Annotated in this window: 19 protein-coding genes; 7 read left to right on the forward strand and 12 right to left on the reverse strand. The window is 64.8% G+C overall.

From position 1 onward, the window contains the following. Positions 1 to 95: 95 nt before the first annotated feature. From E6C48_RS09360 to E6C48_RS09375, 4 genes are all read left to right on the forward strand, one after another. On the forward strand, positions 96 to 1,325 hold the full coding sequence (locus tag E6C48_RS09360) for an ABC transporter substrate-binding protein (protein WP_230978716.1): 1,230 nt from the start codon (positions 96 to 98) through the stop codon (positions 1,323 to 1,325). Positions 1,326 to 1,573: 248 nt separating this feature from the next. Beyond that, on the forward strand, positions 1,574 to 2,500 hold the full coding sequence (locus tag E6C48_RS09365) for a carbohydrate ABC transporter permease (protein ID WP_230978707.1): 927 nt from the start codon (positions 1,574 to 1,576) through the stop codon (positions 2,498 to 2,500). Beyond that, positions 2,497 to 3,378, forward strand: a complete 882-nt coding sequence (locus E6C48_RS09370; protein WP_136356396.1) for a carbohydrate ABC transporter permease — start codon at positions 2,497 to 2,499, stop codon at positions 3,376 to 3,378. Before E6C48_RS09365 ends, E6C48_RS09370 begins: the two co-directional genes overlap by 4 nt. 4 nt (positions 3,379 to 3,382) lie before the next feature. Continuing rightward, positions 3,383 to 4,498 (forward strand): ABC transporter ATP-binding protein, encoded by a 1,116-nt coding sequence (locus E6C48_RS09375; RefSeq protein WP_136356397.1) that lies wholly within the window; start codon positions 3,383 to 3,385, stop codon positions 4,496 to 4,498. A gap of 23 nt (positions 4,499 to 4,521) precedes the next feature. Here the strand turns inward: E6C48_RS09375 and E6C48_RS09380 are convergent, their stop codons facing one another. The 4 genes from E6C48_RS09380 to E6C48_RS09395 all read right to left on the reverse strand — a co-directional run bounded on the left by E6C48_RS09380 (position 4,522) and on the right by E6C48_RS09395 (position 8,313). Then, on the reverse strand, positions 4,522 to 5,367 hold the full coding sequence (locus tag E6C48_RS09380) for an EamA family transporter (RefSeq protein ID WP_136356399.1): 846 nt from the start codon (positions 5,365 to 5,367) through the stop codon (positions 4,522 to 4,524). 190 nt (positions 5,368 to 5,557) lie between these two features. Further along, positions 5,558 to 6,649: a nickel/cobalt transporter gene (locus tag E6C48_RS09385; protein ID WP_136356401.1), complete on the reverse strand. Its 1,092-nt coding sequence runs from the start codon at positions 6,647 to 6,649 to the stop codon at positions 5,558 to 5,560. Positions 6,650 to 6,674: 25 nt separating this feature from the next. After that, on the reverse strand, positions 6,675 to 7,337 hold the full coding sequence (locus tag E6C48_RS09390) for a DUF1007 family protein (RefSeq protein ID WP_136356403.1): 663 nt from the start codon (positions 7,335 to 7,337) through the stop codon (positions 6,675 to 6,677). Between the two features lie 76 nt (positions 7,338 to 7,413). Next, a complete protein-coding gene (locus E6C48_RS09395) occupies positions 7,414 to 8,313 on the reverse strand; it encodes a LysR family transcriptional regulator (protein WP_136356405.1) in 900 nt (299 codons plus the stop codon). A gap of 707 nt (positions 8,314 to 9,020) precedes the next feature. Here E6C48_RS09395 and odc2 point away from each other — a divergent pair. Further along, positions 9,021 to 10,154 (forward strand): ornithine/lysine decarboxylase, encoded by a 1,134-nt coding sequence (gene odc2 / locus E6C48_RS09400; protein ID WP_136356407.1) that lies wholly within the window; start codon positions 9,021 to 9,023, stop codon positions 10,152 to 10,154. 146 nt (positions 10,155 to 10,300) lie between these two features. Further along, positions 10,301 to 11,005, forward strand: coding sequence for a GNAT family N-acetyltransferase (locus tag E6C48_RS09405; protein ID WP_136356409.1), 705 nt, complete (start codon positions 10,301 to 10,303; stop codon positions 11,003 to 11,005). Positions 11,006 to 11,078: 73 nt separating this feature from the next. On the opposite strand, the gene E6C48_RS09410 is transcribed toward E6C48_RS09405, so the two are convergent. After that, positions 11,079 to 11,363, reverse strand: coding sequence for an SCP2 sterol-binding domain-containing protein (locus E6C48_RS09410; RefSeq protein WP_136356411.1), 285 nt, complete (start codon positions 11,361 to 11,363; stop codon positions 11,079 to 11,081). 250 nt (positions 11,364 to 11,613) lie between these two features. Between E6C48_RS09410 and E6C48_RS09415 the strand changes: the two genes are divergently transcribed. Next, positions 11,614 to 12,294, forward strand: a complete 681-nt coding sequence (locus E6C48_RS09415; protein WP_136356413.1) for a class I SAM-dependent methyltransferase — start codon at positions 11,614 to 11,616, stop codon at positions 12,292 to 12,294. A 32-nt stretch (positions 12,295 to 12,326) separates the two neighbouring features. Here the strand turns inward: E6C48_RS09415 and E6C48_RS09420 are convergent, their stop codons facing one another. From E6C48_RS09420 to E6C48_RS09450, 7 genes are all read right to left on the reverse strand, one after another. Then, positions 12,327 to 13,391 (reverse strand): ABC transporter ATP-binding protein, encoded by a 1,065-nt coding sequence (locus tag E6C48_RS09420; protein WP_136356415.1) that lies wholly within the window; start codon positions 13,389 to 13,391, stop codon positions 12,327 to 12,329. 16 nt (positions 13,392 to 13,407) lie between these two features. Beyond that, a complete protein-coding gene (locus tag E6C48_RS09425; protein ID WP_136356417.1) occupies positions 13,408 to 14,199 on the reverse strand; it encodes an ABC transporter permease in 792 nt (263 codons plus the stop codon). Next, positions 14,196 to 15,104, reverse strand: a complete 909-nt coding sequence (locus E6C48_RS09430; protein WP_136356419.1) for an ABC transporter permease — start codon at positions 15,102 to 15,104, stop codon at positions 14,196 to 14,198. Before E6C48_RS09430 ends, E6C48_RS09425 begins: the two co-directional genes overlap by 4 nt. A gap of 62 nt (positions 15,105 to 15,166) precedes the next feature. Then, complete coding sequence (locus E6C48_RS09435) at positions 15,167 to 16,267, reverse strand: ABC transporter substrate-binding protein (protein ID WP_136356421.1); 1,101 nt, start codon at positions 16,265 to 16,267, stop codon at positions 15,167 to 15,169. 243 nt (positions 16,268 to 16,510) lie between these two features. Next, positions 16,511 to 17,677, reverse strand: a complete 1,167-nt coding sequence (locus E6C48_RS09440; protein WP_136356423.1) for an iron-containing alcohol dehydrogenase — start codon at positions 17,675 to 17,677, stop codon at positions 16,511 to 16,513. 19 nt (positions 17,678 to 17,696) lie between these two features. Beyond that, on the reverse strand, positions 17,697 to 19,085 hold the full coding sequence (locus E6C48_RS09445) for an aldehyde dehydrogenase family protein (RefSeq protein WP_136356425.1): 1,389 nt from the start codon (positions 19,083 to 19,085) through the stop codon (positions 17,697 to 17,699). Between the two features lie 174 nt (positions 19,086 to 19,259). Next, on the reverse strand, positions 19,260 to 20,630 hold the full coding sequence (locus tag E6C48_RS09450) for a glutamine synthetase family protein (RefSeq protein WP_136356427.1): 1,371 nt from the start codon (positions 20,628 to 20,630) through the stop codon (positions 19,260 to 19,262). Between the last annotated feature and the right edge of the window lie 88 nt (positions 20,631 to 20,718).

Consider the following 20,718-nt stretch of genomic DNA (forward strand, 5'->3'; position numbering starts at 1 on the left):
CAGGCCGGTTGAGTTGGGAGTAGCCGACGGATACCGTCGGCCATAGGAATGCAACAAGGGAGGAGTTCATGTTGCGCAAATTGCTCATTGGAACCATGCTGGCATCCAGCCTCGTCGGCTATGCCGCCACGAGCTTCGCGGCCGGCGGTTCGGTCGAAGTGCTGCACTGGTGGACGTCCGGCGGCGAAGCCGCCGCGCTCGACGTGCTCAAGAAGAAGCTCGAGAGCCAGGGCATCACCTGGAAGGACATGCCGGTTGCCGGCGGCGGCGGCGAGCAGGCGATGACGGCGTTGCGCGCCCGCGTCACCGCCGGCGATCCGCCGACGGCCGTGCAGGCGCTCGGCTTCGACATCACCGATTGGGCCAAGCAGGGCGTCGTCGGCGATCTCGGCGAAGTGGCCGACAAGGAAGGCTGGGACAAGGTGATTCCGACCGCGCTCCAGAACTTCGCCAAGTACGACGGCAAATGGATCGCAGCTCCGGTCAACGTCCACTCCACCAACTGGGTGTGGATCTCCAAGAAGGCGCTCGACGCGGCCGGCGGCAAGGAGCCGACCAACTGGGACGAGTTCGTCGCCATGCTGGACAAGATGAAGGCCAACGGCATCACGCCGCTCGCCCATGGCGGCCAGGCCTGGCAGGACGCCACCCTCTTCGACGCCGTCGTCCTGGGGCTAGGCACCGACTTCTACAAGGCCGCCTTCATCGACCTCGACCCGGCCGCGCTCGGCGGCGACAAGATGGTCGAGGCCTTCGACCGCATGAAGAAGCTGCGTTCCTATGTCGACGACGACTTCTCCGGCCGCGACTGGAACCTCGCCTCCGCCATGGTCATCCAGGGCAAGGCCGGCGCGCAAATGATGGGCGACTGGGCCAAGGGCGAGTTCCTCAAGGCCGGCCAGAAGCCGGGCACCGACTTCGTCTGCATCCGCTTCCCCGGCACGCAGGGCGCCGTCACCTTCAACTCCGACATGTTCATGATGTTCAAGGTCGGCGACGACAAGAAGGCGGCCCAGCTCCAGATGGCGTCCGACATCGAGAGCCCCGACTTCCAGTCGTCCTTCAACGTGGTCAAGGGCTCGGTGCCGGCGCGCACCGACGTTCCCGACACCGCCTTCGACGATTGCGGCAAGAAGGGCATCAAGGACCTGGCCGAGGCCAACTCCAGCGGCAAGCTGTTCGGCTCGATGGCCCACGGCTACGCGGTGCCCGCCGCGATCAAGAACGCCATCTACGACGTGGTGACGCGCCACTTCAACGGCGACGTCGACTCCAAGGAAGCCGCCAAGGAGCTGGTCGACGCGGTGGCCGCGGCCAAGGGGTGAGCCACCAGTTTGCGCAGCAAGTCCATCGTGCCGACGGCACGATGGAAGGCGGCGAACGCCGGGGATCTGCGAAGCAGCGGAGCCCCGGCCGGCGATAGCGCAAACCACCCCTCATCCGCCTGCCGACGCCTTCTCCCCGTAGGGAACGGGGAGAAGGAACCAACGGCATTCGGGGCTCCCTATTCCCGTTTGATGGGACAGGGTAAGGCGAGGGGCAAAGCGCCTCGCTGCAATCTCTGGAGAACTTGATGACCCAGACACAAGCCGAAATCGCGCCGGCCCTAGCAAGGACCCGCCGCGCGCCGCGGGAGACGCTGCAGGAACTCCTGCCGAAAATCGTCCTGGCGCCGAGCTTCGCGCTGATCCTCGTCTTCGTCTACGGCTTCATCGTCTTTACCGGCTTCCTCTCCTTCTCGGGCTCGAAGCTGCTGCCCGACTTCTCCACCTGGGTCGGCTTCGACAACTACGTGCGCCTGTTCAGGCACCCGAACTGGATTGTCTCGCTCAAGAACCTCGCCATCTTCTCGGTTCTCTACATCGTCATCTGCTCGGTGATCGGACTGGCGCTGGCGATCTTCCTCGACCAGAAGATCCGCGGCGAAGGGCTGCTCAGGCCGATCTACCTCTACCCGATGGCACTCTCCTTCATCGTCACCGGCGTCGCCTGGAAATGGTTCCTCGATCCCGGCATCGGGCTGGAGCATGCCATGCACGAGCTCGGCTGGGACAGCTTCTCCTTCCGCTGGATCAAGCAGGGCGACATGGCCATCTACACCATCGTCATCGCCGCCATCTGGCAATCGTCCGGCTTCGTCATGGCGATGTTCCTCGCCGGCCTGCGCGGCGTCGACAACGAGATCATCAAGGCCGCCCAGATCGACGGCGCCTCGACGCTCACCATCTATCGCCGCATCATCATCCCGCTGATGCGGCCGGTGTTCCTCTCGGCCTTTGTCGTGCTCGCCCACCTTGCCATCAAGTCCTACGACCTCGTGGTCGCCATGACCGACGGCGGCCCCGGCACCGCCACATGGACCCCTGCCCTGTTCATGACCAAGTTCACCTTCGGCCGCAACGAGATGGGCATGGGCGCGGCCTCGGCCATCATCATGCTGATGATGATCTTCGCCATCATCGTCCCCTATCTCTATTCGGAACTGGGGCAGAAGAAATGAGCACTGCTTCCCAGGACGTCGCCACCCGCAATGGCGTTTTCGCCCGCGCCGCGATCTATGCGATCCTCATCCTCTTCGCGGTCTATTATCTCCTGCCGCTCTACGTCATGCTGGCGAACTCGCTGAAGCCGCTGGACGAGATCCGCCAGGGCAACATGCTGGCGCTGCCGCATCAGTGGACCATCGCGCCCTGGCTGTCGGCGTGGTCGACGGCGCAGATCGGCGTCTCGCCGACCGGCCTCAAACCCTATTTCCTCAATTCGGTGATGATGGTGGTGCCGGCGGTGGCGATCTCCACCATCCTCGGCGCGCTGAACGGCTACGTGCTGACCAAATGGCGCTTCCGCGGCGACACCATCGTCTTCGGCATGATGCTGCTCGCCTGTTTCATCCCCTTCCAGATCGTGCTGATCCCGTCCGCCCGTATCCTCGGCCTGTTGCATCTGGCCGGCACGGTGCCCGGCCTGATCCTGATCCATGCCATCTACGGGCTCGGCTTCACCACGCTGTTCTTCCGCAACTATTACGAAGCCTTTCCAACCGAGCTGATCCGCGCCGCCCAGATCGACGGCGCCTCCTTCTTCCAGATATTCCGGCGCATTCTGTTGCCGTCCTCGGGGCCGATCATCGTCGTCACCGTCATCTGGCAGTTCACCAACATCTGGAACGACTTCCTGTTCGGCTCCTCCTTCTCCAGCGTCGATTCGATCCCGCTGACGGTGGCGCTGAACAACCTGGTGAACTCGTCAACGGGCGTGAAGGAATACAACGTCCACTTCGCCGGCGCGATCCTCGCCGCCCTTCCGACCCTCATCGTCTACATCGTCTCCGGACGCTATTTCGTGCGTGGCCTGATGGCCGGCGCGGTGAAAGGCTGAGCCCATGCCCTTCCTCGAAATCGACAATCTCCAAAAATCCTACGGGACGGCGAAGATCCTGAAAAACGTCTCGCTGGAGATCGAGGAAGGCGGCTTCCTCGTGCTGGTCGGTCCCTCCGGCTGCGGCAAGTCCACTCTGCTCAACACCATTGCCGGACTGGAGCCGATCACCGGCGGGGAAATCCGCATCAACGGCCAGCGCGTCAACGAACTGCACCCGTCGAAGCGCGACATCGCCATGGTGTTCCAGTCCTACGCGCTCTACCCCAACATGACGGTGGCCGAGAACATCGGTTTCGGCATGGAAATCCGCGGTGTGCCGAAGCCGGAGCGAGACAAGGCCATCGCCGAGGTGGCGCAGCTTCTCCAGATCGGCCACCTGCTCGACCGCAAGCCGAGCCAGCTTTCCGGCGGCCAGCGCCAGCGCGTCGCCATGGGCCGGGCGCTGGTGCGCAAGCCGCAGGTCTTCCTGTTCGACGAACCGCTGTCCAACCTCGACGCCAAATTGCGCATCGACATGCGCACCGAGATCAAGCGGCTGCACCAGCGCATGGGAACCACCATCGTCTACGTCACCCACGACCAGATCGAGGCGATGACGCTGGCGACGAAGATTGCCGTGCTGAAGGACGGCATCCTCCAGCAGTTCGGCAGCCCGGCCGAAATCTACAACAACCCGGCCAACATGTTCGTCGCCGACTTCATGGGCTCGCCCGCCATGAACCTGATCCCGGCGACCGTCGCCATGAACGGCAAGGGCCTGCAGGTCGTCATGGAGCGGGAGGCGCGCGAGCCGATCAAGCTGCCGATCGCCCATGCGCCGGCCGGTCTCGGCGCCTTCCAGGGCAAGAAGGTGATGTTCGGCGTGCGCCCCGAGGCCTTGACCGATCCGGAAGGCGCCGACCGCGACGCCAAGGCGGTGGCGACGGCGGACTGTCACATCGAGGTAGTGGAACCTGCCGGCTCCGACACCTTCGCCGTCACCAACCTCGGCGGCAAGGCGGTGGTCGCCCGCCTGCGCGCCGACGCCCATATCCAGCCCGGCTCGAATGCGCCGCTGGCCTTCAATCTGTCGAAGGCCGTGTTCTTCGACCCGGCGACGGAGGACCGCATCGTCTGAAGCGCTGCAGCCGGACGGAGGCTCTATCCCATCCGAAGCGCAATGACGCCGGCGACGATCGACAGCGCCGCAGCACCCCGCCAGCCGGTCATCTTCTCGCCGAGCGCGAGGACCGAAATCAGCATGGCGAACAGGATCGAGGTTTCGCGCAGCGATGCGACCGAGGCGATCGGCGCCCTGGTCATCGCCCACATGGCGATGGCATAGGCCGCCGCGCTGAGGAAGCCGGCGACGATGCCGCTTGCCCAGTCGGCTGCGGAGACGGCGAGCAATTTGCGGCCGCGATAGAAGACACCGATCGCGATGGCGCATAGGCCGTCGCAGACGAACAGCCACGCCGCATAGCTTGCCGCAGTTGTGGCAAGACGCACACCGCTGCCGTCGACCAGCGTATAGCTGGCGATGCACAGAGAGGTGGTCAGCGCATAGCCGACCGCCGCACGGTTCAGCGTCGCCAGATGGCCGCCGCCGCGCAGCGACATCAGTAGCGTACCCAGCGACAGCAGCAGGATGCCGACCACCGCCAGGCCGCTCGGCACTTCCGACAGCAGGAAGACGCCGCCGATGGCCGTGATCAGCGGCGCGGTGCCACGCGCCAGCGGATAGGTCTGGGCGAGATCGCCATGGTCGTAGGCACGGATGAGAAACAGGCGGTAGCCGATGTGGATGATGACCGAGGCGACGATCCACGGCCAGACATTGGCCGTCGGCACGTCGACGAAGGGCAGGACCGGCGCCGCCGACAGCGTCATGCCGAGCGACGTCAGCGTGATCGAGGCGAAGCGGTCGCTACGTACCTTGACCAGAGCGTTCCAGGTGGCGTGCATGGCAGCGGCGGCGAGCACGGCGAGGAAGACGAAGGGCGTCAAGGCGCAACGCTCTGCCAGGCCGGCGACGCACCGCCGGAGCCGTTCGGGATTTGACTGCTGGAGCGCTTCATTTGCTTAACCGGCTCATTTTCCAGTGCCGGCGTAGCCGTTCATCCAGACGGTTGCAATGTGCGCGGCGGGCGGCTGGCTTGGACCACGGCGATGTCGGTATGCTGCTCCGGGCCGCCCTCTACGCCGCCAGGCTGGCCGACAGAAGCGTCAGGCCGAACAGGAAGACGAGCGCCGCGCCGCCGATCTCGATGATCGCATGCACCCGGTTGCCGAGACGGCCATCGCCGGCGAACCACACCGCCCAGTCCTTCGCCGTTACCGCCAGCGTGGCGAGGATCGCCACGGTGATCGCGGTGCCGACAGATATGGCGAGCACCGAAAGGATACCGCCCGTCCACAAGCCGTTGAGGAAGGCGAAGGACAGCACGATCAGCGCGCCCGAGCAGGGCCGGATGCCGACGGCTGCCACCGCCGACCAGGCGGTGCGCCAGTCGAAGCGGTCTCCCGAAAGCATCGCCGGGTCCGGCGCGTGGCTGTGGCCGCAATCGGCGCAGACCGTGCCCGGCGCGTGATCCTGCCCGCAGTCGAATGCCAAGGCGGGGCTGGCGTCGGGATGATTCAACCGCGCGCGGACCATGCCGCGCCCGGCAGTCGTCCCGCCGGCAAGCGCCGGCCCGGCCTGGGCCGCCGACAGGCTGTAGGCCGGCGCCGTCCCGAACAGCCGTACCACCAGCGGGCGAAGCTTTCGCCACAAAAGCCAGGCGCCGAAGGCGGTGACGAAGACGTAGCTGGCGATCTCCAGGAACCATGCCGCGTCCGTCATCGAGATCGCCGTGCCGCGCAGCACGAAGAACGCCAGCAGCATCACCGCGATCGCCGTGACCGCCTGCAGGAAGGCGGAGATGAAGGAGAGCAGGACGCCTCGCCTCAGCGCCACCTCGTTGGCCACCATGTAGGAGGAAATGACCGCCTTGCCGTGGCCGGGGCCGGCGGCGTGGAAGATGCCGTAGAGGAAGGACAGGCCGACCAGCACCCACAGCTTCGAGCCGTCCTGCCGCATCGCCTTCATGGCGCCGGCAAGTGCCCGGTAGAATTCCTGCTGCTTCAGGTTGATCCAGGCAAGCTGGTGGGCGAACAGGCCGGTGGTGGCCGGCATGGCGTCGTTGGTCCCGATGCCGAGCGAGCTCTGCGCATGGGCGACGCCCGCCAGATGCAGAGCCAAGGCAGCCGCAGCCAGCACCAGGCCGGCATGCACTATTCCCCGCCTCATCGGCCGTGCCCTCTTGGCTTGCCCCTCATGGCTTACAGGTCAGCTCCAGCTTGGTGGCGAAAATCTTCGACATGTCGGTGCCGGTCGGATCGTTGAAGAAGGCGTCGGTCAGCGTCTTCTGGTTCTGCGCGATGGCCGTGTCGGGATCGGGGCGGATCACCTTGCGCGTGCAGGTCGACGGCAGGCCCTCGACAGCCATGTTGGCGTCCTCGGTGAAGTCGATGGCCGTATAGAAGGTCGGGTCGTAGACGCCGAAATCGATGGTGCCGGCAAGCTTGATCGGCGTCGCCGGCTCGGATTCGAACAGCACGATCAACTGGTCGTTGTCGAAATTGGTCATCACCTGCGACGGCGCGTTCATATGCACATCCTTGCCGTCGACGGTGACGAGCTGGAAATAGTCGTATTCGGCCAGTGAGGAAAAGATGGTGTCGGCGACATCCTTCAGTTCCGCATCGTCTAGCTTCAGGTCGGAATTCTTGTCGAACTGCATCAGCACCGTACTCGAAAACAGTTCGTCGAACCGCCAAAGGTGGCGCAACGCTTTCACGCTTTGGTGATCGGCGCTGAGCACGACGTCGAGACGCGCCTCGGCGAAGACGTGCGGGTGCGCACTTGCCGAACCAACTGCCGCAAGCAGCGCGGCCAGCGCGCCGATCATGCGCTGAAGGGACGTGGTTGCGATCATTCCTGCTCCCGGGTGGACTGCGCCGAAAGTCGTGACAAAACGGGCGAAATTGGGACCGCGACGAGACGGCGCGGCGTCATGCCGCCTCGCGCGCCTTGAACCACTGGGCGAGGAAGTCCACGAAGACGCGCACCTTGGCCGGCAGGTAGCGGCGATGCGGGTAGACGGCGAAGATACCGCCGCCCTGCAGGATGCGGTCGTCCAGCACCGGCACCAGCCGGCCGCTCATGATCTCGGGCTGGGCGATAAAATCGGGCAGCACCGAAAAGCCGAGCCCGGCGACGGCCGCGGCGCGCGCCGCCATCGGACTGTTGACCTCGATCGGCCCGGAAACGGCGACGCTGGTGGTATCGTTGTCATCGCCGCGGAACGGCCAGTTGGCCAGCCAGCGGCCATTGGTGTCGATGATGCAGGGCGCACGCGCCAGATCACGCGGATGCGCCGGCATGCCGTGCCTGGCGATCAGTTCCGGCGCACCGCAGATGCGCACCGAGAACGGCGCCAGCCGCCGCGCGATCAGCGACGAGTTCTCCAGCCGCGAAATGCGCACGGCAAGATCGAAACCCTCCTCGACCAGGTCGACGAAACGGTCGTCGAGATGGATTTCCAGCACGATGTCGGGATACTGCTTGGCGAAATCGACCAGCGACTGACCAACCGGCGCGTCGGCGAAGGTGCGCGGCGCCGACAGCTTGATCCGGCCGCGCACGTCGCCTGACGATTCGCGCACCGCGTCGGCCAGACTGTCCACCTCGCGCACGATCTCCGAGGCGCGGCGATAGTAGGTATGACCGGCTTCGGTCAGCGAGAACTGTCGCGTCGTGCGGTTGAGCAGCAGCGCGCCGAGTTCGTCCTCCAGTTCGCGCACATATTTCGACAACAGCGCCTTGGAACGGCCGATCTTGCGCGCGGCAGCGGAAAAGCCTTCCGCCTCGACCACGTCGATGAAGGCGCGCATGCGGGTGAGCGTGTCCATGCGAATCAGATCCTTGCTGCAACGAAGTGATGACGCGACCGCGCAGTAATCGACGAGCCGGCGGTCCCCGCAACCGCCCAAAACCCCTCGGATCGAGAAATCACCAGGGAAATCAAATGCGTGTCTCTATTCCGGCGAAACCGCAAGCTGGTTTTTCGCCGCGTTTCCGTTCGCCATTCGAATACAATCGCCGCAAGATTGTTCGCTATCGCGATTTTTTCAACCCGTCGGGAGATTTTAATTGATTGTGAAGGGCGATCTCCCTATATCGCCGCTTGCCCAAAGTCGCACGTGCCTGTGGGCGTCCCCCGACCCTCGAAATGGCGAGGCAATCGGGACGGTACCCGGGAAGTAACGAACCCGGTCGGATGAGCGGCCAACCGCATATCCGAGGACGCCTTGAAGCAACGACGGTGCGGGCCTTTCTGGTGTTCTGCCGGTCGTCCATAGACCGGGGTTACTGAAGAGGCACACCTTCATTGCCGGCAGTGCGGTTGGGATTTCCCATCCAAGCCAAGGCAGACAAAGCGGATCGTGGCCGGGCGGCCAAGGTCCATCGCCGCGGGACGGCGAAGCGCGGATCCGGCGTCTCCACCGGCCGGTCCCGCGAGAAACCATCCCGCCTTTGTTTGACCCGCGTGTCGCGAGGGCTGCGTGCCCGCGCACGCAGCTTGATGACGCGCCGACAGGCGCGACGGGAGTGACCGATGGCAACCCAGCGCATCCTCGATTTCCTCGCCACCCGACGTCCCAGCGGCCCGTGCCTCGTGGTCGACCTCGACGTCGTGCGCGACAATTTCCACGCTTTCCGCAAGGCCCTGCCGGAATCCAAGATCTACTACGCGGTGAAGGCCAATCCCGCGCCGGAGATCCTGCGCCTGCTGGCCTCGCTCGGCTCGTCCTTCGACACCGCTTCGGTCGCCGAGATCGAGATGGCGCTGGACGCCGGCGCGCCGGCCGAGCGCATCAGCTACGGCAACACCATCAAGAAGGAGCGTGACGTCGCCCGCGCCTACGAACTCGGCATCCGCCTGTTCGCGGTCGATTGCGTGGAAGAGGTCGAGAAGGTGGCCCGCGCCGCGCCCGGCAGCCGCGTGTTCTGCCGCGTGCTGACCGACGGCGAAGGCGCCGAATGGCCGCTGTCGCGCAAGTTCGGCTGCGTTCCGGCGATGGCGGTGGACGTGCTGCGCCATGCAGCCCTCCTCGGGCTGGACGCTTACGGCGTGTCCTTCCACGTCGGCTCACAGCAGACGGACCTCGATGCCTGGGACCGTGCGCTGACCGACGCCAGGCAGGTCTTCGCGACGCTCGCCGACGAAGGCATCGTGCTTCGTATGGTCAACATGGGCGGCGGCTTCCCGACGCGCTACCTGAAGGACGTACCGGCGGCGCAGGCCTATGGCGAGGCGATCTTCGGCGCGCTGTCGAAGCATTTCGGCAACCGCATCCCCGAGACGATCATCGAGCCGGGCCGCGGCATGGTCGGCAATGCCGGCGTCATCAAGTCGGAGGTCGTGCTGATCTCGAAGAAAGCCGACAACGACAATGTGCGTTGGGTCTATCTCGACATCGGCAAGTTCGGCGGCCTCGCCGAGACGATGGATGAGGCTATCCGCTATCCGATCGTCACCGGGCGCGACGCCGACGCCAAGGCGCCTTGCGTGCTTGCCGGCCCGACCTGCGATTCGGCCGACGTGATGTATGAAAAGACGCCCTACCCGCTGCCTCTGTCGCTCACCATCGGCGACGAGGTGCTGATCGAGGGTACCGGCGCCTACACCACCACCTATTCGGCGGTGGCCTTCAACGGCTTCGAGCCTCTCCGATCCTACGTGATCTGAAGACTCTCGTCTTCAGATCACCCGGCCGGGCGACGTCTTTGGTCGCGCATGATCCTACCTCGGCCTTTGGCCTCGGATACATGCGCCGGCTGCCGCCCTCCGGTTCGCTTGTGGAAGAAAACCTCCGCTCGTGAAGGATCACGGACATGGAATTCGCAGAAATTCAAACGGCCGCCCAGCCGGCCTTCATCATCACCGCCGAAACCGCCGTCGATGTGCCGGCGCGCGAGGCGCTGCTCGATCGCGCCATGGGACCGGGGCGGAAGAAGAAGTCGTCGGAAAAGCTGCGGCGCGGCCGCCGGCCGTCCGAAGGGCTGGCCTTCGTCGCACGCGATGCGGCGGGCGCGATCGTCGGCACGGTCAGGCTGTGGGATGTGGCGTTTGCTTTCTCCCCCCTTGAGGGGGCTCCGAAGGAGGCCGGCAGGCCAGAGGGGGTAGCAGCAGAAGGCACCGTCAATAAAGCGTCGAGCCTGGTCGAGGCATCCCCCTCCGACGCCTTCGGCGCCACCTCCCCCTCAAGGGGGAAGGGAAAAGCCCTTCTCCTCGGCCCGCTCGCCGTCGAACCGTCGTTGAAGAGCGCCGGCATCGGCTCGGCGCTGATGCGCCATGCCATAGCGGAGGCAGCGCGGCTCGGCCACAAGGCCATTCTGCTGGTGGGCGATGCGCCATATTACAGCCGTTTCGGTTTCTCCTCGCAGAAAACCGGTGCGCTCGCCATGCCCGGCCCCTATGAGCGCCATCGGCTGCTGGCGCTGGAACTGTCGCCCGGCGCACTGGACGGTGCACATGGCACCATCCGCGCTGCCGGGAGGAAAACGGCGAAGACGGCCCGCATCCGGCTGGCCGCTTGAGATCGACGCATCCCAAACAAAAAGGCGCAGCGGTCCGGCCGCTGCGCCTTTTTGAATCGAACAGGCGTGTGCTTCAGCCGATCAGCTGGCTGAGCGCCATGGCGACCGACATGTCACCCTCGATCTTCAGCTTGCCGGTCATGAACGCCATGGTCGGGTTGAGGTCCCCGGCGATCAGCGATTCCAGATCGTCCAGCGAAAGCTTGATGGTGCAGTCGGCCGGACCGTCGGTGGTGGTAACGGTCGCGCCGTCGATGACGATGACGCCGTCGGCACCGGTGTCGAACTTCACCGACCGGTCGAAGCCGGCGCTCGCGACCTGCGCCTTGAGCCTGTCTGCAATATCCTGAACGCCCATGCTGGGACTCCTCGTCTCTTGCGCTGTCATGCGCGTTGCGGTTCGCCGGACTTTGCCGATCCGGCCGGACATGGCAATCCCTTTTGCCGCGTCGTTGGTCACTTCTCGTATAGATCAAAATTGACGTTAACGTCAACGTAATTGAGGGGCGACGAAGCGGAAGAAAGCCCGGCTGCCGCCCGATCTTGCAAAGCGCGGCAGCCCAGGCGGCCGCTGCGCCGGGCGCCAAAACTTCTGCTATAAGGCGCCGATGCCTCTCACCCCGCATCGCGTCGATCCGTCGGGCTTCATTGCCGCGAACCTGCCGCTGACGGCGGTGCCGTTCGTGCCGGAACTCCGCCTGCATATGGCGACGCCGGCAAGCGGCCTGCGCCGCATGCTGGAAGCGACTGGTGCGCCGGGCTCGCCCTATTGGGCCTATCCGTGGGCCGGCGGTGCCGTGCTTGCCCGCTTCGTCCTCGACCGGCCGCAAACCGTCGCCGGCCGGCGCGTACTCGATCTCGGCACGGGCTCCGGCCTCGTCGCCATCGCCGCGGCCAAGGCCGGCGCCGCAAGCGTCATCGCCGCCGATACCGATCCGAACGCCCTCGCCGCCCTTTGCCTCAACGCCGCAGCGAACGGCGTCAAGGTGGAGACGTGGGCGCACGACGTCATCGACGGTCCTGCGCCGGACGTGGACATGATCCTCGCCGGCGACCTCTTCTACGAAACAGGACTCGCCGCGCGCGTCACCGCGTTCCTCGACCGTTGTCTGGACGCGGGCGTTGCGGCGGCGTTGGTCGGCGATCCCGGCCGCGCTCCCCTGCCCCGCCAAAGGCTGCGCCTGCTGGCCGAATACGCGGTGGCCGACTTCGGCGCTGCCGCGCAAGGCGGAGAGAAGCCCGCTTTCGTCTTTTCCTTCCAAGCCGACACACCGAGCCGGGAAGCATAACATGGCTTCCCATCGATCTGGCGGCCAAGTCCTCAGTGCAGGACCAGCACGTCCCCGGACGAAAAGCTGATCTCGGTCTTGTCGCCGACGACGGGTGGCGGGGTCGAGGAATTGTTGAAGGTATCGAGCGAGATCTGCTTGCCACCGACACCGACGCGCACCCGGATGACGGAGCCGAGGAAATGCACGTCGGCGATCTCGCCGGCGAGTTTGCTGTCGTGGCCGGGGCGTGCGCCGAGTGCAATCGCCTCGGGCCTGAGCGCCAGCGACAGCGTGTCGCCGGTCCTGGATCCGTCGAGCTTGCCCTTCAGCGCCACGTCCTGACTGGCGACACGCACCGTGCCGGCGGAGGCGTCGGTAACGGTCCCCTCCAGTACGTTCAGCGTGCCGACGAAATTGGCGACAAACCGCGTCGCCGGCCGGTTGTAGATCTCGAACGGCGCGCCCACCTGCTCGGCCTTGCCGCCATACATGACGGCGATGCGGTCGGAGATCGACAGCGCCTCTTCCTGGTCGTGCGTGACGAAGATGGTGGTGATGCCGAGCTCCTTCTGGATGGAGCGAATTTCCTCGCGCAGCGACACGCGCACCTTGGCGTCGAGCGCCGACAGCGGCTCGTCGAGCAGCAGCAGTTTCGGCTTCGGCGCCAGGGCACGCGCCAGCGCGATGCGCTGCTGCTGGCCGCCGGAGAGCTGGTAGGGATAGCGGTCGGCCATCTGCGGGAGGCTGATGAGGGCCAGCATCTCGGCCACGCGCTTGTCGATATCGGCCCTTGAGGCACCGGCGACCCTGAGGCCGAAACCGATGTTCTGGGCAACCGTCAGGTTCGGGAACAGCGCATAGGCCTGGAACACCATGCCGATGTTGCGCTGATTGGGGCGCAGCCGGGTGATGTCCTTGCCGCCGACGAGGATATGCCCGGCGCTCGGCTCCTCGAAGCCGGCCACCATCCTCAGCACCGTGGTCTTGCCGCAGCCGGACGGCCCGAGGAAAGAGACGAACTCGCCCGCTTCGACATCCAGATTGAAGTCGTGCACGACCTTGGTCGCCCCGAAGGATTTCTCGACATGCTGGATCGAAAGAAACGGATCGGCCATCGAACTCTCTCTCAACTCAGTGCAACTGTTCAGGCGGCTTCGGCGCGAAGCGCGACACCACCTGGATCAGCGCCATGCAGCCCCAGGTGATGAGGAAGGCGATGACGGCGAGCGCCGCCGGCTCGTAAGCCCGGTTGGCACCGAGCAACTGCATGTATGGACCGAAGGCGGGGCGGCTCAAAAGTGCCGCCATGACAAATTCACCGATGACGATGGCGAAGGTCAGGAAGGCGCCGGACAGCACCGCCACCGCGACATTGGGCAGGATGACGCGGGCAAGGATGGTCACCCATCCCGCGCCCAGGCTCTGCGCGGCCTCCGTCAGCGTGGCGACGTCGATGGCCCTGAGGCCCGTATCGACGGCGCGGTACATATAGGGCAACGCCAGCACCACGTAACCGAACATCAGAAGCACGTTGGTTCCCATCGCCGAACCGGTCAGCGGCAGCCACGACGACGTGTTGTAGAGCCGGATGTAGCCGAAGACGATGACGATCGGCGGAATGACGAGCGGCAGCAGCGTCATGAATTCCATGAACGGCCGCCAGTGCGGCAGCTTCAGCCGGACCCAGTAGGCGGTCGGCACCACGAGCAACACGCCGACGGCGATGGTGGCCAATGCCATCAGCACCGAATACATGAACGTCTGCTGGAAGCGCGGGTCGCCGAGCACGACGGCATAGGCGTCGAGGCTGTAGGCGGCGCGCCGCATCTTCAGGGAAAACTCGAACGTGCCGATAAGCGGCAGGGCGAAATAGGCAATCGCCAGCGCGACGAACAGCCAAGACCAGATGCGGTTGGTCCTCATTTGATCCACCGTTCGCTGCGCGCCCTCAGCCAGATATAGATGCCGTTGGCGATGCCGGTGACGACGATCATGCCGAACGCCAGCGCATAGCCCAGATGCGGGTCCTGCAGCACGTCGCCACGGATCTGCGCGAACAGCAGGATGGGTACGATCGACAGCGAGCTTCCCGTCAGCGCATAGGCAGTGGCGACCGCGCCGAAGGAATTCGCAAACAGCAGCGCGAAGGTGCCGAGCAGGCTCGGCCACAGGATCGGAAAGGCCACGATACGCCAGTACTGGAAGCCGGAAGCGCCCAGTATGGCGGCCGCCTCGCGCCATTCGCGGCGCATGCCGTCGAGCGCCGGCGTGATGATGAGGATGGCGAGCGGTATCTGGAAGAAAAGGTAGGTCAGCGTCAGGCCGCCGAAACTGAGCAGGTTGAAGCCGAGGCCATAGATGTTGATCCCGAACCAGTCGCGCAGGATCAGCGTCACCAGCCCCAGCCTTCCGAAGGTCGCCAGGAAGGCGAAGGCCAGCGGCACGCCGGCGAAATTGGAGGCGACCCCGGAAAATGTCAGCAGGGGCGAACGGATCCAGCCGGGCAGGCCGCCGAGCACGAATGCCCAGGCGACGAGAAAGCCGAAGCCGCAGCCGAGCAGCGCGGAAGCGAGGCTGATGCGGATCGATATCCAGTAGGCCGAAAGGATCGACGGCTGGAACAGGTTCGCGATGTTGGCGAGGGTGAACCCGCCTTCATTGGTCTGGAAGCTGCCGACGACGATCTTCATCGTCGGCAGGATCAGGAACAGCAGCGCGAACAGGAGAAACGGCATGACGCCGAGCCATGCGAACGACATCCGCCGTCCGCTGCCCGACGCATATGCGACCGGGGCCGGGCTTGTCGTTTCGCTCGTCGATGAAGTCATCCGCCGCCGTTTCATTCACACGGGTGCGGCACCGCGATGGGCCGCACCCGTTTCTTGCCGGATTACTGGACGTTGGCGCCCACGACGCTGTCCCACCCGCCGGTGACGGCGGTCTTGTTGGCGTCCTGCTCCTCGAGCGAGGGGAAGATCGCCTGCTTGTAGAGGTCGGCCGCCGGTAGCTTGTCGAGGATTTCCTGCGGCACCTTGCCGTCCGCGACCAGTTTGTTGAAGCGTGCCGGGTGGCAATAACCCTTCAGGAAGCCGAGCTGGCCTTCGTCGGAATAGATGTATTCCATCCACAATTTGGCGGCGTTCGGGTGCGGCGCATAGGCGCTGATCGCCTGCGCATAGACGCCGGCCAGGACGCCGGACTTCGGCACCACAACCTCGACCGGCGGGTTGCCGTTCAGCGTGTCGCGATCGGCCAGCGCGTTGTAGTCCCAGCGGATGACGATCGGCGTAGTGCCCTGCGCCAACGACGCGGCCTTGCCGATGACGGGCACGAAATTGCCGGCGTCGTTGAGCTTCTTGAAGAAGTCCAGGCCGGCCTGCGGCGCCTTGGCGGCATCGCCGCCGGAAGTGGCCAGGCCAGCCGCATAGACCGACAGGATCGCCTGGTTGGCGGCGCGCGGGTCACCCGCCAGGGCGACGCTGTTGGCGTATTCGGGCTTCAGGAGGTCCGCCCAGTCCTGCGGCACGTTCTTGACGATGTCCTTGTTCACCTCGAAGGACAGCACGCCGTAATAGCCGCCGTACCAGTGGCCTTCCGGATCCTTGTTCTCGATCTCGTCGAAGGTCTCGACCTTGTAGGGCAGGAACAGGCCTTCCTTGGTCGCCGCCGGGCCGAACGCCAGGCCGACGTCGACCATGTCGGGAGCCTGCGGGCCCTTGTTGTCCTTGTTGGCCTTGATCGCCTCGATCTCGTCGGCCGAGCCGGCGTCGGGGTTGAGTTCGTTGAGCTTGATTTCCGGATACTTGGCCTTGAAGCCGTTCAGGATTCCTTCCCATCCGCACCAGTCGTGCGGCAGGGCGATCGGCGAAAACATGCCTTCGGCCTTGGCCGCGGCGATGAGTTCCGCCGACGGTTCGGCATAGGAAAACGCGGTGGTCGCCAGGAAGGCGACGGCTGAAAGGGAAAGGACCTTCCCTGTTACTCTCGACATTGTATTCCCTCCATTGAACTGGCGCTGTTGGACGCCTGCGATCCGGTATTGCCGTTGCATGACAGTCCGATGAAGAAGGGACCGCCCCGCGCCCAGAAAGACGAAAAGTTAACTACTTTTGCCAGGCGCCTGCAATCGGCGCCCCTTTCATTTCCCGGCTAATCTTTTCCTCCTTCCCCTCGTGGTTTTTCAGGGCTGCGGCCCGCCGAAACCGACGGGCGCAGAAACCCGGCGGCGCCCGGCCTATCCGTTCAGGGCGCTCTCCAGCAGCGACAGCGCCGCCTTCTTGGTCAGCTTGACCGGATTGCCGCCGGCGGTCGGATCGACCACCGCCATGTCGGCGATCAGCGTCTTGCGCTTCTTGTCCATCTCCAGCCCCTTGATGAGGCCGGGCAGCGCATGCGGCACCTTGAGTTCCTTGCGCAGCTTCATCACCGCCTTGGCGAAGCCGTCGAAGCCTCCCTTGATGCCGCAATAGGCGGCGAGCCGGTCGATCTTCTCCTCCACCGCATCGCGGTTGAAGGCGAGCACGTAGGGCATGAACACGGCGTTGGTCATGCCGTGATGGGTATCGTAGAGCGCGCCGATCGGATGCGACAGCGAGTGGATGGCGCCGAGCCCCTTCTGGAAGGCGGTGGCGCCCATCGCGGCGGCCGACATCATGTGGGCGCGGGCGACGAGGTCCTTGCCATTGGCAAAAGCCTTCGGCAGGTTCTCGAACACCAGGCGGATGCCTTCCACGGCGATGCCGTCGGCCATCGGATGATAGCCCGGTGCGCAATAGGCTTCGAGGCAATGCGCCAGCGCGTCCATGCCGGTTCCGGCGGTGATGAAGGCCGGCATGCCAACCGACAGTTCCGGATCGGCGATGACGATCTCGGGCAGCATCTTCGGATGGAAGATCACCTTCTTGGTATGGCTGGCCTCATGCGTGATGACGCCGGCACGGCCGACTTCCGAGCCGGTTCCGGCGGTGGTCGGCACGGCGACGATCGGCACGATCTTCGTCGCGTCGGCGCGCGTCCACCAGTCGCCGATATCCTCGAAGTCCCACACCGGCCGCGTCTGCCCGGCCTGGAAGGCGATCAGCTTGCCGAGGTCGAGCGCCGAGCCGCCGCCGAAGGCGATGACGCCGTCATGCTTGCCCTTCCTGAAGACTTCAATGCCGGCGGTGAGGTTGGATTCCACCGGGTTCGGCTTGACGTCGGAAAAGACGCCGTAGGGAATTTTCGCGTCGTCGAGGATCTTCAGCGTCGAGGCCACGACCGGCAGTTTCGCCAGTCCCGGATCGGTGACGAACAGCGGCCGCTTGATGCCGGTGGCGGCCAGCGCGTCGGGCAGTTCCTTGATGCGGCCGGCGCCGAAGCGGACGGTGGTCGGGTAGTTCCATTTGGAGACGAGGGTGGTCATTTCTTTTGCTTTCGGAAGATCAGATGGTTTCGCGCAGGTGATAGCTTTTCGGCCGGGTCAGGTTGTCGTAGCCGATCTGGCTGAGACCCGCGCCCTTGCCGGTGTCTTTCACGCCGGTCCACACCAGCGCCGGGTCGAGATAGTCGCAGCGGTTCATGAACACGGTGCCGGTCTCGACCCGATCGCCGATGGCGACGGCATGATCGGTGTCGCGCGTCCAGATCGAGGCCGTCAGGCCATAGGGAGAATCGTTCATCAGCGCGATGGCCTCCTCGTCGTTGCGCACCTTCATGATGCCGACGATGGGGCCGAAACTCTCCTCGCGCATCACCGACATCTGGTGGTCGACATTGGTCAGCACTTCGGGCGCGATATAGGGCGAGCCAGCAACGTCCTTATCCACCTTCATGTTGATATGCGCCGCAGCACCCTTGCGCAGCGCTTCGGCCTTCTGCTCACGGATCAGGTCGGCGAAGCGCGCCTGCGCCATCGGCCCCATGGTGGTCGCCTGCTCCAGCGGGTTGCCGACGACATAGTTCTTCGTCTCGGCGATGAAGCCGTGGACGAAGTCGTCATAGACCTTCTCGTGCACATAGACGCGCTCGATGCCGCAGCAGCACTGGCCGGAGTTGAAGAAGGCGCCGTCGACGAGGTTGGCGATGGCGTGGTCGAGCTTGGCATCGGGCAGCACATAGGCCGGGTCCTTGCCGCCCAGCTCCAGCCCGAGCGTCATGAAGGTGCCAGCCGCCGCCTTTTCGATGGCGCGCCCGCCGGCGACCGAGCCGGTGAAGTTGACGTGGTCGATTTTTCCGCTGCCGAGCAGCTTCTCCGTCTGCGCGTGGTTGAGCACCACGTTCTGGAACACGCCCTTGGGCAGGCCGGCCTTCTCAAAGGCCTGGGCGAAGCGCTCGCCGACCAGCAGCGTCTGCGCGGCGTGTTTCAGGATCACGGTGGAGCCCGCCATCAGCGCCGGCACGATGGTGTTGACGGCCGTGAGGTAGGGATAGTTCCACGGCGCGATGACCATGACGACGCCGAGCGGGTCCTTCTTCACATAGCGGCGGAAGCCGTCCTTCGGGTTCGATGCAGGCACCGGCGCCAGCGCCTTCTCGGCGATCTCGACCATATACTGGGTGCGTTCCTTGACGCCGCCGAACTCGCCACCGTAGCGCACCGGCCGGCCCATCTGCCAGGCGATCTCCGGCACGATCTCGTCGGTCATGGCAACCAGCGCCTCCAGCATGGCGAGCATGTACTGGCCGCGCTTGGCGATCGGCACCTGCGCCCAGTCGGCCTGCGCGGCTCGCGCCTTTTCCACGGCGGCATTGACCTGCTGGTCTGTCGCGACCGGTCGTTCGGCATAGATCGAACCGTCGACGGGGGATTTGAGTTTGATGGTTTCCAAGATAACCGACTCCAGTTCAAGATTCCGTTCGTCCGTAGTGCGTCCTTCGAGGCTCGCTTCGCTCGCACCTCAGGATGAGGACCGTTTGTGCGGGGCCTGCGAAAGTGAAGTCGGGCAAACCACCTCCCTCATCCTGAGGTGCGAGCGAAGCGAGCCTCGAAGGACGCACCACATTCGTCAATACCGCTCGAAGCCGCGATGCAGTTCCCAGTCGGTGATGCGGCGGTCGTATTCCATCTGCTCCCAGCGCGCATTGTGGACATAATGCTCGACCACGTCTTCGCCGAGTGCCGCCTTCATCATCTTCGATTTGGCGAAGGCCTCGGTGGCGTCGCGCAGCGTCTTGGGAATTTCCGGCAGCCTTGCGGCCTGGTAGGCGTCGCCGACGAACGGCTTCTGCAGTTCCAGCTTCTCGTCGATGCCGGCCAGCCCCGCCGCGATCAGCGCCGCGAAAGCCAGATAGGGGTTCAGATCCGCGCCGCCGATGCGGCACTCCATGCGGATGCCCTTGGTGCCCTCGCCGCAGAGCCGGAATCCGGCGGTGCGGTTGTCTTCGCTCCACATGATCTTGGTCGGTGCGAAGGTGCCGGACTGGAAGCGCTTGTAGGAGTTTATGTAAGGAGCCAGAAGCAGCGTGAATTCCTTGGCATACTTCAGTTGCCCGGCGCTCCACTGCTGCCCAAGCTTCGACAGCGTCCAGGGCTGGCTCTTGTCGAAGAATAGCGGCGTCTTGCCATCCTTGCTCCACAACGAGTTGTGGATGTGGCTGGAATTGCCGGCCAGCCCGTAATTGTACTTGGCCATGAAGGAGACGGCCTTGCCCTCGGCGTCGGCTATCTCCTTGGCGCCGTTCTTGAGGACGGTGTGGCGATCCGCCATGTCGAGCGCTTCGGCATAGCGCACGTTGATCTCTTCCTGCCCCGGCCCCCATTCGCCCTTCGAGTTCTCGATGGGAATGCCGGCCGCCTGCATATCGTTGCGCAGGCGGCGCATATAGCCTTCTTCCTTGGTGGTGATGCCGATCAGGTAGTCGCCGATATAGGGCGAGGCGGTTTCAAGGTTCTGCCAGTGCTTGGCGCGCGCTGACCGATAGGTTTCCGAGAACAGGTAGAATTCCAGCTCGGACGCGAAATAGCCCATGTAGCCGCGCTCGGTCAGCCGCGCGATCTGCTTCTTGAGGATGGCGCGCGGCGAATGCGGCAGGTCGCCATGGGTGTGGTGGTCGAGAAGATCGCACAGCACCATCGCCGTCTTCTCGAGCCACGGCACCGACCTCAGCGTGGCGAGGTCCGGCTTGACGACGAAGTCGCCGTAGCCTTTCTGCCAGGAAGCGGCCTTGTAGCCGGGCACCGGCTCCATATCGATGTCGTTGGCGAGCAGGTAGTTGCACCCATGCGTCTCGTCATGGGCGGAATCGACGAAATACTGCGCCAGGAAGCGCTTGCCGATGAGTCGTCCCTGCATGTCGACGGCACAGGCCAGAACCGTGTCGATCTCTCCCGCCGACACTGCCTTCTTCAACTGATCGAACGAGAGATTTCCGGCCATTCTTTTCGCACTCCGCCCCTTTGGGCCTGAATTTCAAACGATGCCCGGCCGCCGGAATGGCGGCCGGACGGGTAATCAATATCCCGCT

The sequence above is a fragment of the Ollibium composti genome (genome assembly GCF_004801285.1).
Classification (GTDB): Bacteria; Pseudomonadota; Alphaproteobacteria; order Rhizobiales; family Rhizobiaceae; genus Mesorhizobium; species Mesorhizobium composti.

Coding starts and splice junctions, on each gene's coding strand:
- E6C48_RS09420 (WP_136356415.1), bottom strand. CDS start 13,391: ATGGCCGATCCGTTTCTTTCGATCCAGCATGTCGAGAAATCCTTCGGG.
- odc2 (WP_136356407.1), top strand. CDS start 9,021: ATGGCAACCCAGCGCATCCTCGATTTCCTCGCCACCCGACGTCCCAGC.
- E6C48_RS09395 (WP_136356405.1), bottom strand. CDS start 8,313: ATGGACACGCTCACCCGCATGCGCGCCTTCATCGACGTGGTCGAGGCG.
- E6C48_RS09405 (WP_136356409.1), top strand. CDS start 10,301: ATGGAATTCGCAGAAATTCAAACGGCCGCCCAGCCGGCCTTCATCATC.
- E6C48_RS09450 (WP_136356427.1), bottom strand. CDS start 20,630: ATGGCCGGAAATCTCTCGTTCGATCAGTTGAAGAAGGCAGTGTCGGCG.
- E6C48_RS09435 (WP_136356421.1), bottom strand. CDS start 16,267: ATGTCGAGAGTAACAGGGAAGGTCCTTTCCCTTTCAGCCGTCGCCTTC.
- E6C48_RS09440 (WP_136356423.1), bottom strand. CDS start 17,677: ATGACCACCCTCGTCTCCAAATGGAACTACCCGACCACCGTCCGCTTC.
- E6C48_RS09365 (WP_230978707.1), top strand. CDS start 1,574: ATGACCCAGACACAAGCCGAAATCGCGCCGGCCCTAGCAAGGACCCGC.
- E6C48_RS09385 (WP_136356401.1), bottom strand. CDS start 6,649: ATGAGGCGGGGAATAGTGCATGCCGGCCTGGTGCTGGCTGCGGCTGCC.
- E6C48_RS09375 (WP_136356397.1), top strand. CDS start 3,383: ATGCCCTTCCTCGAAATCGACAATCTCCAAAAATCCTACGGGACGGCG.
- E6C48_RS09410 (WP_136356411.1), bottom strand. CDS start 11,363: ATGGGCGTTCAGGATATTGCAGACAGGCTCAAGGCGCAGGTCGCGAGC.
- E6C48_RS09415 (WP_136356413.1), top strand. CDS start 11,614: ATGCCTCTCACCCCGCATCGCGTCGATCCGTCGGGCTTCATTGCCGCG.
- E6C48_RS09360 (WP_230978716.1), top strand. CDS start 96: ATGCTGGCATCCAGCCTCGTCGGCTATGCCGCCACGAGCTTCGCGGCC.
- E6C48_RS09430 (WP_136356419.1), bottom strand. CDS start 15,104: ATGACTTCATCGACGAGCGAAACGACAAGCCCGGCCCCGGTCGCATAT.
- E6C48_RS09370 (WP_136356396.1), top strand. CDS start 2,497: ATGAGCACTGCTTCCCAGGACGTCGCCACCCGCAATGGCGTTTTCGCC.
- E6C48_RS09425 (WP_136356417.1), bottom strand. CDS start 14,199: ATGAGGACCAACCGCATCTGGTCTTGGCTGTTCGTCGCGCTGGCGATT.
- E6C48_RS09390 (WP_136356403.1), bottom strand. CDS start 7,337: ATGATCGCAACCACGTCCCTTCAGCGCATGATCGGCGCGCTGGCCGCG.